This window comes from Magnetospirillum sp. XM-1, assembly GCF_001511835.1.
Taxonomy (GTDB): Bacteria; Pseudomonadota; Alphaproteobacteria; order Rhodospirillales; family Magnetospirillaceae; genus Phaeospirillum.
The window spans coordinates 70,626-82,638 of sequence record NZ_LN997848.1; the positions used below are offsets into that span (position 1 = coordinate 70,626).

9 protein-coding genes, 5 tRNA genes and 1 pseudogene are annotated in these 12,013 nt (G+C 61.9%); 6 read left to right on the forward strand and 9 right to left on the reverse strand.

The window, feature by feature from the left end:
• The 9 genes from XM1_RS00355 to XM1_RS00395 all read right to left on the reverse strand — a co-directional run bounded on the left by XM1_RS00355 (position 1) and on the right by XM1_RS00395 (position 5,959).
• Positions 1-1,602 (reverse strand): TROVE domain-containing protein, encoded by a 1,602-nt coding sequence (locus tag XM1_RS00355; RefSeq protein WP_068428034.1) that lies wholly within the window; start codon positions 1,600-1,602, stop codon positions 1-3.
• Between the two features lie 397 nt (positions 1,603-1,999).
• Positions 2,000-2,064, reverse strand: a tRNA-Lys gene (locus XM1_RS00360).
• Positions 2,065-2,772: 708 nt separating this feature from the next.
• On the reverse strand, positions 2,773-3,990 hold the full coding sequence (locus XM1_RS00365) for an RtcB family protein (protein WP_068428036.1): 1,218 nt from the start codon (positions 3,988-3,990) through the stop codon (positions 2,773-2,775).
• Positions 3,991-4,024: 34 nt separating this feature from the next.
• Positions 4,025-4,099 (reverse strand) — tRNA-Gln (locus tag XM1_RS00370).
• Between the two features lie 15 nt (positions 4,100-4,114).
• Positions 4,115-4,190, reverse strand: a tRNA-Phe gene (locus tag XM1_RS00375).
• Positions 4,191-4,275: 85 nt separating this feature from the next.
• Positions 4,276-4,842: an HNH endonuclease gene (locus tag XM1_RS00380; protein WP_068428039.1), complete on the reverse strand. Its 567-nt coding sequence runs from the start codon at positions 4,840-4,842 to the stop codon at positions 4,276-4,278.
• Positions 4,843-4,864: 22 nt separating this feature from the next.
• Positions 4,865-4,939, reverse strand: a tRNA-Lys gene (locus XM1_RS00385).
• Positions 4,940-5,053: 114 nt separating this feature from the next.
• Complete coding sequence (locus XM1_RS00390; RefSeq protein ID WP_068428042.1) at positions 5,054-5,689, reverse strand: hypothetical protein; 636 nt, start codon at positions 5,687-5,689, stop codon at positions 5,054-5,056.
• Positions 5,690-5,881: 192 nt separating this feature from the next.
• Positions 5,882-5,959, reverse strand: a tRNA-Met gene (locus XM1_RS00395).
• A gap of 1,031 nt (positions 5,960-6,990) precedes the next feature.
• On the opposite strand from XM1_RS00395, the gene XM1_RS00405 reads away from it, so the two are divergent.
• From XM1_RS00405 to XM1_RS22940, 6 genes and pseudogenes are all read left to right on the forward strand, one after another.
• Positions 6,991-7,776 carry a nucleotidyltransferase domain-containing protein gene (locus tag XM1_RS00405; RefSeq protein WP_068428048.1) on the forward strand — a complete coding sequence of 262 codons (786 nt, stop codon included), beginning with the start codon at positions 6,991-6,993 and terminating at the stop codon, positions 7,774-7,776.
• A 147-nt stretch (positions 7,777-7,923) separates the two neighbouring features.
• Positions 7,924-8,448, forward strand: a pseudogene (locus tag XM1_RS00410) (3'-5' exonuclease); the annotation flags it as partial.
• A 138-nt stretch (positions 8,449-8,586) separates the two neighbouring features.
• Positions 8,587-9,444, forward strand: a complete 858-nt coding sequence (locus XM1_RS00415) for a tyrosine-type recombinase/integrase (protein ID WP_068428055.1) — start codon at positions 8,587-8,589, stop codon at positions 9,442-9,444.
• 1 nt (position 9,445) lies between these two features.
• Positions 9,446-10,654, forward strand: a complete 1,209-nt coding sequence (locus XM1_RS00420) for an IS91 family transposase (RefSeq protein WP_369815998.1) — start codon at positions 9,446-9,448, stop codon at positions 10,652-10,654.
• The gene (locus XM1_RS00425) at positions 10,651-10,899 is read left to right on the forward strand and encodes a hypothetical protein (protein WP_068428062.1); all 249 of its coding nucleotides are present in this window, start codon (positions 10,651-10,653) and stop codon (positions 10,897-10,899) included. The genes XM1_RS00420 and XM1_RS00425 overlap by 4 nt, the downstream gene beginning before the upstream one ends.
• Positions 10,900-11,049: 150 nt before the next feature.
• A protein-coding gene (locus tag XM1_RS22940) for an IS630 family transposase (protein ID WP_156428594.1) occupies positions 11,050-12,001 on the forward strand; the annotation gives its coding sequence in 2 pieces (ribosomal slippage) (positions 11,050-11,387 and positions 11,386-12,001; 954 coding nt in all).
• Positions 12,002-12,013 lie beyond the last annotated feature (12 nt).

Consider the following 12,013-nt stretch of genomic DNA (forward strand, 5'->3'; position numbering starts at 1 on the left):
TTACCTCCCGACAAACTCAGCCACCACCTGCGGTACGGCGGCGTCGAAACCGGCGCAGCCGAGCGAGAGCGGATCACCGTCGGGCACCACTGAACCGGTATTGGCGGCGGTGGCCAGTACCACGGCCTTGGCCGCAGGATTGACCGTTTCACGATACTGTCGCAGCGCTTGCACAGGATGCTGCTTGCCGGCCCAGGTCTCGTTGTCGGTGAGCACGACGATGGCGTCAAATTCACGGCGGGCCCTCAATGCATGCTGGATCGGCAACGCGGTGTCGGTGCCGCCGCTCCATTGCTTGAACGTCCTTACCACGTCATCGAGCCGCTGGCGTGCCGACAGCGCCACCGTGTGGATCTCGGTATCGAAACCGACCACCTCTACATGCCTTTCGCTGTGCACGAAGGTCATGGCCATGGCCGCCGCAGCTTCATACGCATGAAGCACAGCCGAGCCGATGCAGGGACTATTCATCGAGCCCGAGACGTCGACACCCACCAGCAGCCGCTTGCCCGTGGGCGCCACGGTCGCAAAGGCCCGGTAGAAGGCTTCATCAAGGGCATCAACCACCGCCGGCACAGGGGTCCACTGAAGCTTGCCGCGCTCGCCGCGGCCCTGGGCGTAGGTCTTCAACGCCAACAGGATCTGCACCGGGTGGACTCGGGCCCGAGTCAGCGCTTCGCCATCCGACAGGCGGCGGACTACCCGGTCAGCGACATCCGAGCCGATCGACAGCAAGCCGACTTGGCTAAGCTTGCCGAGGTTGCGGATCAATGCCGTGGCCGGCATGGACTCTAGCAGTGCCTCCCATACCTCGGGTGCACTCAACCTCTCGGTCGGCACAGCTTCGCGCGGCAGCCGGTGGGCGCGGATCGCCGCGGCCACTGCAGCCGGACCATCAGCTTCACGAGCGGCGAACATGCCCTCCACCAGCGGAAAGGCGGTGCGTGCAGCCGCCACCGCGTCGGCCGAACCGGGGTGGGCGATCCAATCAAATAGCGCCTTCATCCGCACGTCATCGGTGAGCGGATGAGCCAGACGCAGCAGGTCGCGCAAGGACCAGCCGCCCCGGTTCATGTACTTCACCGCCTGCAGTGCGATGCGGTCGGCGTCCTGGCCGATGAACCAGCCGGCAACGGCTCGACGCAAGCCCCGGCCCCAGCCACGGAAGCCCTCGACCATATCGGCAAAGGACAGCAAGTGGGTGCCGGTACGGGCCACCCGGGGAAGAGCGGCCAGTGCGGCACGCCGGGTGGCCTCGTCTGCCGCCGCTGTGGCCATGGCCAGCACGAACAGTGCCGGATCGTTCTTCGGCGCCCGGCCGGCCTCGCTGATTTCGATGGCGCGTGCGACGACCCGTCGGCCGTCGGCCGACAGGCAGCGAGCAACGGCATGGGCGTTATCAGCGGTGAGTTGACGCTCGCCGACATAGTAGGTGCCACCCTCGGAGCCCAGCACCAGGAAGCGGTCAAGCCGCGCCCAATCGTCAAGGGCATACCAATGGCCACCGGCGTTGTTGGGAACCTGCCCCGGCAGCGGCTCGCTCTGGGCGGCCGCGTTCTGGGGTACTGCATGACGAGAGCTGAAAAGCTTACGGTACGTCATCGTCTACCTCCTTAACTCAATCTGTGGGCCACCGGGCATGCGACGGTCCTGGCGCCCGGGGCTGTCTCTCCGGGCTTCTGCAGCGTTAACCAGAACCCATCCGGCCCGATGGACGGGCTTACACGGTCTCGGAGCTGTGGAGGCTCGTGGCCTTTCCCGCTAACAAAGCGATCACCGAAACCCTCCGGCCCGGTGGCCGGAATTCATCAAAAGGTCGCCGGGCGTGCGCTTGGCCTTGGTTGGCCACGGCTTTTGCCGTGGAGACCGGAGGAACTCCCGGCCCAGGAGCGGGTAACCAAGATCCTCCGGCCCGGCGGGGCAGAAACTGTTCATGGAGGACGGACGTGTCATCGCCGACCGGCTCCCCTCACGGGGATTGAGCTACTCCAGCGCGGGCTGGAGGCGGGCCTTGAACCCGCAACACGCTGATTAAGGGTCAGCTGCTCTAACCGATAACCGTCCGGCTGTCGGCCCGTCCTCCAAACTTTCAATGGCCTCTCGGGCGTGGACTGCGGTCCCGTCGGGCTTTCGCCTCAGATTTACAGTCTGGTAACTGGACCACTCCGGCCCGAGAGCATTTTCACTCAACCGTCCACCGGACATGTTGGTGATCTCGGTGTTGACCACGGACAAGTCCGCGGCGACCGGCGCGTCTCCGGTCCAGGGAGCGATAACCGAAATCTTTCGGCCCGGTGGCCGCAATTTCAAACAGACGGGCATGGTGTCGCTAGTTGGGAAACCCCTTGCGAGGCGATGCCCTTGCGGACAGTGAGGCGTCCCCGGAGACCGGGCGCGGAGATTGCTCCCCGAATTGATGCCTCGAGTTGGCACTTGCGATAACCAACTAGCTTCGGCCCGTCTGCACTCCTTCTCGATTGCTCAGCGGCCTTAAGTGCCATGAGGAACCCACCGGGCGTAATGTGGTCTCGATCCCGGTTCGCAGGTTCCGGGTTTCAATGAGCGTTAATCGAAACCGTCCGGCCCGGCGGCGGTGGCGTTGGGGAACGGGCATGGTGTCGCCAATCGGATAGCCCCTCGCGGGGCGGGAGTCTTTCCTGGCCTGGGCCAGGAAAAACGAGCGCGGCCGTTTCATGACCGCTTCTGAGATAACCGACTGACTTCCGGCCCGTTCCTTTCCCTTTATCTCTCACGGAATGGTGACAAATTTGGTCACCCTTTAACGCACACCACCTGTTTCAAGGTATGGACGATCTCCACCAGGTCGACCTGGGCCGCCATGACGGCATCGATGTCCTTGTACGCAGCGGGAGTTTCATCCAGCACGTCCGCGTCCTTGCGGCACTCCACTCCTTCCGTCGCCTTGGCGTGGTCTTCAAGGGTGAAGGTCTTCTTGGCCTTGTTGCGGCTCATGGCGCGCCCGGCCCCGTGGCTGCAAGAGCAGAAGCTTTCAGCGTTGCCCTTGCCCCGCACGATGAAGGACTTGGCTCCCATGCTTCCGGGAATGATGCCGAGATCGCCCACCTGGGCACGGACGGCTCCCTTGCGGGTGACCAAGACCTTTTCGCCAAAGTGCCGCTCGGTGTTGACGTAGTTGTGGTGGCAATTGACCGCCACCTCGTCGATGGCGAGGTCCGGGAAGAAACGTCCCAGCACCAGCAACACGGCATCCATCATGAGTTGGCGATTGGTGCGGGCGAACTTCTGTGCCCAGGACACCGCCCGCATGTACTGCTCGTAATGGGGAGTGCCTTCCGGGAAATAGGCCAGATCGGCGTCAGGAAGGGTGATGAAATACCGTTCCATGTCCCGCTTCGCCAACTCGACGAAGTGGGTGCCGATCTTATTGCCGATGCCGCGCGAGCCCGAATGCAGCATCACCCACAGCGCGCCCACTTCATCGAGACAAAGCTCGACGAAATGGTTGCCCGTACCAAGGGTTCCCAGGTGCTCGGCAGTCCTGCCGTTGGTAAGCTTGGGCTGATCCTCAAGGATGCGCTTGAACTCTTCATCCAATGCGCTCCACGCCGACGCAGCCTGCTCCGGCACATCATGCCATGAGCCGCGATCAGCCTTGCCTCCATTGTCGGTGCGACCGTGAGGCACGGCCTTCTCGATGGCGGCTCGGATGGGATGTAGATCATCGGGGAGGTGTTCGGCCTTCACCGTGGTCCGCACCGCCATCATGCCGCAGCCGATATCCACGCCAACGGCAGCAGGAATAATCGCCTTATGGGTGGCGATAACGCTCCCCACCGTGGCCCCCATGCCCCAGTGAACGTCGGGCATCACGGCCAGGTGATGAAAGACGAAGGGGAGAGATGCGACGTTCAAGAGCTGCTGGCGAGCAGCCTCCTCGACCGGGACGCCATTGGTCCAGGCCTTGATCGGCACACCATTCTCAACGGGGATGAAATCGTACCCGGCCATGGGGGCCTCCTGCTTGGCCTGTCAGTCTGATGGATGGTTCCGGGGCCTGGATTTGAACCAGGATTGGCGAGACCAAAACCCGCTGTCCTACCTGTTAGACGACCCCGGAGCTGGGAGAAAACAGTGGTGCCGAGGGCTCGAGTCGAACGAGCATGGTCGCGTTTTCAGCGCGCTGCGTGGACCGCCATTGCTACCTCGGCTGATGGATTGGACGTGCGGGCCGGGCTCGCACCGGCTAGGGGCGGCTTTGCAGGCCGCTGCCTCGGCTTCTTTGGCTTCCGCACGTCACGCCGCAAAGGGCAGGAAATCCTGCCAGACGGCATGGATCTGGCGCTGGTCGCGGAAGTATTCAGCTCGAGCCAACTCCTCCACCGTCGGCCGCCACGGGCGCCACAGCAGCGGCATCCGCGCCAACTCAGGCGTCCGGTCAGCTTTACGGCCGTTACAACCAGCGCACGCCGCCACCAGATTTTCCCAACGATGCTGCCCGCCCCGTGATCGCGGGATGACGTGGTCGTAGGTCAATCTGTTGACCGCAAAGGTCCTGCCGCAATAGGCACAGGCGCATTTGTCACGAAGGACCAGCACGTTGTGACGGGTCAACGGCGCCACCTTGGGTCGGGCCACGAAGCGCCGTACCCGGATGACTGCCGGCAACGAAACGCTCATGGATGGCGAGCGCACCCTGACATCATGTTCTGCGACGATGTCGACTTGGCCGCCGATAGCACTTCGGACTGCATCCTGCCAAGGCAGGATGGATAGAGGTAGGTATTGGAGGGGTTGGTAATCGGCGTTCAGCACCAGAGCCGGGAACGCCGCCAGCTGTCTTTCCGAAAGCGAGGGAACCATGGCGGCCTCCTGGCAAGGGTAGTGGTGAACCGAGTGGGGATCGAACCCACGACAGACGGCTTAAAAGGCCGCCGCTCTACCGCTGAGCTACCGGTCCAAGCGCCCGTCCTGATGTGAGATTGGCTGCAGTTCGTGGATACCTATCGAACCAAATGCATCGCGCCGGAGCCCGAAGGAAATCCGTGAAATGCGGTTTACGGCATAACGTGTTCTACGCCGAACTCTGGGGCCACTTCACGCCATCCGGAATAAGATCCACTTCGCCTCCTCGATCCTCCCAGGCGAATCTGACCCTATAGCGCTCACCTTTGAACAGAATGGTGCACCCATTTGTCTCGCACTGACGTCGCCGTTCGTATCCGTTTTCCAAGAACACTTCGTCGAACGACACGTCGAAGTGCTGAGCGACCGTGCGAATGTCTTCTACATAGGTCTGCTGCCAGCATTCCTCGAACACCTCGATATCAATCGGCCCCGAGGGGTGTGCATACATGTCCGTCAGACAGCTTGCTGAAATTTCTGACAAATACGGCTCATAGCCAGGAAAACCAGGCGTCGCGTATTCGCAGCAGCAGAATGGAGTATCGCAGGCAGGGCGAAATCCTCCTTCCCAGACAATGTTAATCAGGTCCAGGACGTTGTCTTTATAAAAATCCGAGACCCCGGGATATAGGTAGAACGTCACGGACACCTCACCCCGGATAGGGGCATTTACCCAGCCACTGTCAACGAGCTTGGGCAACCAGTCCGGCGTCGTCATTACCGTCTCGACACGCAAGATGTTGTGCGGCTGCCATGAGATCCCGTTCGTACTCTTGACGTAATTTGCATTCACCGAATCGGACATGACGAACCCCCTCAGAGCTTCCGCAGAGCCGGAGGCTCTACCGCTGAGCTACACCTCAAGGAAATGTGCATGGATGGACCCCAGTGGGCGGCAGAGCCCGCGCGGAACTCCACCTTTCGCACCGCCAAGCGGTGCTTATCCTAAGGACGCCATGCCGCCCACCCGCCGGGGGCCGGCGGGATTGGAAATGGTTGGTAGCGGAGGCCGGACTCGAACCGGCGTTGTTCCGGGTATGAACCGGGTGCTGGAACCACTCCAGTCCACTCCGCATCAAATCAACAAACCTGGCCGTCATTGGGCGCCACGGCCATCAAAGTGGCGCTCTACCGAAACACGCTGGAAACCAGAGGGTGGGCTACCACCATTGCTGCGGAGATTTTTCCGCGTCCCTACCAGTCGCTTTCGCCGCCCTTTCGGAGCGGACTTCCTAGGAGGCCTGCGCCTCGCATGCATTTTTGCCTCGAAGGCAACAAAAAACCCTCCGGCCGTAGGCTCGGAGGGTCGATCAAGACCGATGCTGTAGAAATCAGCGTCGATCGACACCTCCAGAGCCAGAATAGAAACCGTTATCGCTTCCCCACATCTTCCCCATGCCAGCAACAGACTTCCGCAGTTGCTGCGGTTGATGCCCGACACATTCCAAACCAACGATGCACGCAGTTGTGGCGCCAATAGTCATGGCGTCCTGACGTGCGGGGTTGGATTTGGGGGTGAGTGAAAACATGCGTCCTTCCTGACCGTGGCTTGGTTCCGCCCCATGATTCGAGGCGACCATGGCTCATCCGTATATCTGAGCACCTGTCGCCACGCAATAAGAAATTGCACATAATGTGAAACTTTTTTAGAATGCCGGTATGCCATCCATTCCCGCCGACGTCCTTGCCGCAGCTCGTACCCTTGCTGGCCTCAGCCAGGGTGGACTTGCATCCATATCCGGGATCACCCGCCGCACGGTGGTGCGGGCCGAACAAGGGCTTCCCATTCATGAGCGGAACAGGTTGGCATTGATCGACGCCCTCAGGCGGCGAGGCATCGACATTGAGATCAGAGACGACGGCGGGGTGACCTTGCGCCGTGCGCCCGTGCAGGCTGGTAGCGAATAAATCCACCTGTCGCTCCGTTCAATCGTCCCGCCGATGCGAGTCTTTGACGATCAGACCGACCCCGAAGATTACGAACAGCCACCCACAGAAGGTCAGCATCTTCAAACCTCCCAAGATCATCGCAACGATCATCGTCCCGCTGAGTGACCGATTCGGTCACATCAATGAGGGAGGCTGGTTGAATGAAAGGGAGGCGCGATGATCCCCGATAACATCCGGCACCAGGTCAACGGACTGCTCGACCAGGTCGAGGCCGATCATGACGTGCGAATTTTGTTTGCAGTCGAGTCCGGGAGCCGTGCCTGGGGGTTTCCCTCGCCCGACAGCGATTACGACATTCGCTTCGTGTACGTCAGGCCACTAACCTGGTACGTGCGGTTGTCCGTTGGCCGGGACGTTATCGAGCGCCCGATTGTCGATAATCTCGATGTTGGCGGATGGGACCTTCGCAAAGCATTGAGCCTGCTGGTCAGAGCCAACCCGGCGCTGATCGAGTGGCTCTCATCACCCATTGTTTATCGGGAGCGCCCGGAGACGGCGGCTATCCGAGCGCTGGCCGAATTGAGCCCTCACCGCCACTCCGCCCGCTACCACTATCGAGCCTTAGCCTGGAGCAACTACACTCGCTACATCGCCAAGCGGGAGATGGTGAAGCTCAAGAAGTACATGTACTGCATCAGGCCTGCGGCTGCCTTGAGGTGGTTGCGCACCAGACCGGATCGCGTCCCAATGGATTTTCCCTCCCTGTTGGCGGGGATCAAAATGGAGGCAGATCTCCAGCAGGCCATTGATTCGCTGTTGGCGCTGAAAGTCAGTTCTCTGGAAATGGGGGAGGGACCGCATATCCCGCGTATCGACGATTTCATCGAGACCGAGATGGATTTGGCGGTGCGACCAGACGGACCACCGTCCATTGATCCATCCTTTCAAAGCAAGGCGAACGAATTATTTCAGTCAATTGTCCTGAGGCAATGTGACAATTGATCTCTCCCGGCTTCACCGGCCTGGAATTCGTTCCCCGATGCATGGCCATGCCACCGAGGTCAAAATGTGGATGCGTGGGGGTAGTATCATCTGGGAATTCCAGCGGATCTGAGCTTACGATTGTGAGCGCAATAGGAATGTCCCAATATGCCAAAGCCTGACGAACACGAGGTCATGGCCGCCGCCCTGGAAGCTACCGGCGATTATCGTGTCCTGCGCCGGTTAGTTCCACGCCAGCATATTACCCAACCGGATGGTTCGAAGGCACGCCAGGGCATTTTCCTCGACCTTGAAACCACCGGACTGGACCCGGTAAAGGACGAGATCATCGAGATGGCGATGGTGCCGTTCACTTACAGCCTGGACGGCAGGGTTTTCGAGGTTCAGGCCGCCTTCCAGAGTTTACGGCAACCGGCGGACCCAATCCCTGCAGAGATCACCAAACTGACCGGCATCACCGACGAGATGGTGGCCGGGAAAAACATAGACCCTGACGAGGTGGCGGCGTTCATGGCGCCAGCCGCCCTTATCATCGCTCACAATGCTGCCTTTGATCGGAAGTTTGCCGAACGGTTTTGTCCCAGCTTTTCGACCAAGCCCTGGGCCTGTTCCATGTCCCAAGTTGATTGGGCAGCTGAAGGGTTTGAGGGAACCAAACTGGGCTACCTACTAGAGCGGTTCGCGATCTAACGGAATCGCAGGGGATTGAACGAAACCGCTGGCGCGGTATTGGAGCCTGAGGGGACGGCGAAGGCTCCTGTCTGAGAAGGTTGGTTTTCCACGCCCCCCCCTACAGACAGGAGGCCCCCGATGGCCGAATTGAGCCCTTTGCGTCGCCGCATGATCGAGGACATGACGGTCCGCAATCTTTCGCCGGCGACGCAACGATCCTACCTTCATGCGGTTTCGAAGTTCAGCCGCTTCTTCAATCGATCGCCGGATCGGCTCGACCTTGAAGACGTGCGCACGTGGCAGGTCCACTTGGTGTCGCAGGGGATTTCGTGGGCCAGCCTCAACCAGTTTGTGGCGGCGCTGCGGTTCTTCTACGGGGTGACGCTGCGGTGCCCCGAGACCCCGGAGCGGATCACCTATGCCCGCCAGCCGCGGCGGTTGCCAGTAGTATTGAGCGCCGACGAGGTGGTGCGCTTCCTGGAGGCGGTGCCCAGCCTGAAGAACCGCACGGCGCTGACCACGGCCTATGCCGCCGGGCTGCGAGTATCAGAGGTGGTGGCGCTCAAGCTGGCCGACATCGACAGCGGCCGGATGGTGATCCGGGTCGAGCAGGGCAAGGGGCGCAAGGACCGCTACGTCATGTTGTCGGCGCAGTTGCTCGGCATCCTGCGCACCTATTGGCGGCTGGCGCGGCCCGGGCATTGGCTGTTTCCCGGCCGCGAGGACAAGCCGATCGAGCCGAATGTGCTGAATTGCGCGTGCCGCTCGGCCTGTGCCGCCGCCGGGATCGACAAGTGCGTCACCGTTCATACCCTGCGCCACAGCTTTGCCACCCATCTGCTGGAAGCGGGCACCGACATCCGCATCATTCAGGTGCTGCTCGGCCACAACAATCTGTCGACCACGGCCCGCTACACCCAGGTCTCCAACGCAATGATCGCCAAGACGACCAGCCCACTCGACGGCCTCGACCTGATGGTGGTGCCGCCGTCCTGAGATGGCAGCCATGGCCGGGGGACTGGAGGTGGCGGACGTGTTCCGCCGCTTCGGCAGTGCATGGCGGGCTGCCCAGGATGGACATCTCGACCGCGGCCGCCGCCGGGTGATGGCCGCCATCGAGGCTTGCCGAACGGCGCAATTGGGCGGCCATAGCGAGTCCTGTGGTGCGTGCGGGCTGGTGCGCATCGCCTACAATTCCTGCCGCAACCGGCATTGTCCCAAATGCCAGGGGCTGGCACGCGCCCAGTGGCTGGCCGACCGCCAAGCCGAGTTGCTGCCGGTGCCATACTTCCACGTCGTCTTCACCGTGCCGGCCGAGATCGCCGCCATTGCCTTCCACAACAAGGCGGTGGTCTACGACATCCTGTTCAAGGCGACAGCCGAGACACTGCGCACCATCGCCGCCGATCCCAGGCATCTCGGCGCCGAACCCGGTTTCGTCGCCGTGCTGCACACCTGGGGACAGGCGCTCCAGCACCATCCCCATCTCCATTGCGTGGTGCCGGCCGGCGGCCTGTCGCCGGACGGAAGCCGCTGGGTCGCCTGCCGTCCGGGCTTCTTCCTGCCGGTGCGTGTGCTGTCCCGGTTGTTCCGCCGCTTGTTTCTGGCCCAAATGACGGCGGCGTTCCTGGCGGGCAAGCTCGCCTTCTTCTCCGACCTCGCAGCCCTCGCCGAGCCGGCCGCCTTTGCCCGCCATCTGGCGCCGCTGCGCAAAACCGACTGGGTGGTCTACGCCAAACGCCCATTCGGCGGCCCCGAGCAGGTGCTGGCCTATCTCGGCCGCTACACCCACCGCGTTGCCATCGCCAACAGCCGCCTGGTCGAGATCGCGGACGGCTCGGTCCGTTTCCGCTGGAAAGACTATCGTCATCACGACAAGCAGAAGGTGATGACGCTGCAGCCCGGCGAATTCATCCGCCGCTTCCTGCTCCACGTCTTGCCCGACGGCTTCCACCGCATCCGTCATTACGGATTCCTCGCCAACGGCCAGCGGGCGGCCAAGCTGGAAAACTGCCGTCGCCTGCTGGCCGTGCCGGCGCCGGCAACGGTCACGGCGGGGACGCCCGACGACTACCGCGACCGCCATCACCGCCTCACCGGCCACGACCTCCGCCGCTGCCCATGCTGCGGCGGCACTATGGCGCCGCTCGGCGCCATCCCTCGATCACCGGCCGGCCATGCCGCCTACCGGATCGACACGTCATGACCGCCGTACCGTGCCTGCTCTTGGGAACCGTGCTCGCACCGACGCTGGCCGTCGGCATCGCGCTCGGTCGCCCACATCGTGTCCTGGCGCCCATCATGGTCAGCGCGATTGCCGCCGATCGGCACCTCACGGCAACCGCCGCCGCAATTTTGGTCCTGGCCGCCGCGCCCGTGAACGCCCCCTCGGCCGTCATCTCACCGCCCCAGCCGCCCGGCGCACCCACCGCCACGGCCAAATCCCCATAGACCTCGTCTGCGTCCCGCGGTTTCGTTCAATCCGGCTTCTCAGAGGTCCGGCTCCTTTGAGGCTGCCGTCGTACCGGCCGGACCTCAGAGAACCCTCCAGATTCACAGGCGCGGCTAATCGTGATTCACTTCCTGTGGAGGTGGCCCACGATGACTCGACCTTTATCCGTAGATCTGCGCGACCGTGTTGCGCGATATGTTCTGGCTGGCCATTCGCGCCGACAGGCGGCCAGTGTCTTCAATATCTCGGTGAGCTCGGCGGTACGCTATGTGGCGCAATATCTGTCGAGTGGGACGGTGGCGCCAAAGCGGCAAGGCGGTGATCGGCGCAGTAAATTGGGCGACCATCGGGCCTATGTGCTGCTGCGTGTTAAGCAGGTTCCGGATATCTCGCTGGCCGATTTAACCAAAGAACTGGCCGAGCGGGGCGTTCAAATCCATCTTTCCAACCTTGCCCGGTTTCTCCGGGCACAGGGGCTGACCTATAAAAAAAACTTTGGTCGCGTCCGAGCAGATGAGGCCGGACGTCCGGTTGCTGCGCGAGGAGTGGATTAAAGGCCGCCAACCGCTGATGCGGCGTCAGGCCCATCGCCTGGTGTTCCTCGACGAGACCGGAACCAATACCAAAATGACCCGTCTGCGGGGCCGCTCACCCAAAGGGGCGCGGTTGAAAGCCGCTGTGCCCTTCGGACATTGGAAGACGGAAACATTCATCGCCGGGCTGCGTCATGATGGCTTGGTGGCGCCCTTTGTCATCAATTGCCCGATGAACCGGAAGATGTTCGAGGCCTATATCGAGACCCAACTGGCCCCAACCCTGGAGCCGGGCGACGTCGTGATCCTCGACAATCTCTCAGCTCACAAAAGTCCTCGGGCAGAACGGATCATCCAAGATCGTGGTGCCTTCATGCTGTTCTTGCCGCCGTATTCCCCCGACCTCAATCCCATCGAAATGGCCTTCTCGAAGCTCAAGGCACACCTCAGAAAAACGGCTGCCAGGACCATTCAGGACCTATGGGACGCCATCGGCCGAATCTGCGATCTCTACGAACCTCAAGAGTGCCGAAATTTCTTCAAGGCTGCCGGATATGAACCAGTGTGATCGCGAATTGCT

Bases quoted from the DNA above. Each gene is read 5' to 3' on its own strand.
- XM1_RS00390 (WP_068428042.1), bottom strand. From the start codon at position 5,689: ATGTCCGATTCGGTGAATGCAAATTACGTCAAGAGTACGAACGGGATC.
- XM1_RS00420 (WP_369815998.1), top strand. From the start codon at position 9,446: ATGGCAGCCATGGCCGGGGGACTGGAGGTGGCGGACGTGTTCCGCCGC.
- XM1_RS00425 (WP_068428062.1), top strand. From the start codon at position 10,651: ATGACCGCCGTACCGTGCCTGCTCTTGGGAACCGTGCTCGCACCGACG.
- XM1_RS00365 (WP_068428036.1), bottom strand. From the start codon at position 3,990: ATGGCCGGGTACGATTTCATCCCCGTTGAGAATGGTGTGCCGATCAAG.
- XM1_RS00415 (WP_068428055.1), top strand. From the start codon at position 8,587: ATGGCCGAATTGAGCCCTTTGCGTCGCCGCATGATCGAGGACATGACG.
- XM1_RS00355 (WP_068428034.1), bottom strand. From the start codon at position 1,602: ATGACGTACCGTAAGCTTTTCAGCTCTCGTCATGCAGTACCCCAGAAC.
- XM1_RS00405 (WP_068428048.1), top strand. From the start codon at position 6,991: ATGATCCCCGATAACATCCGGCACCAGGTCAACGGACTGCTCGACCAG.
- XM1_RS00380 (WP_068428039.1), bottom strand. From the start codon at position 4,842: ATGGTTCCCTCGCTTTCGGAAAGACAGCTGGCGGCGTTCCCGGCTCTG.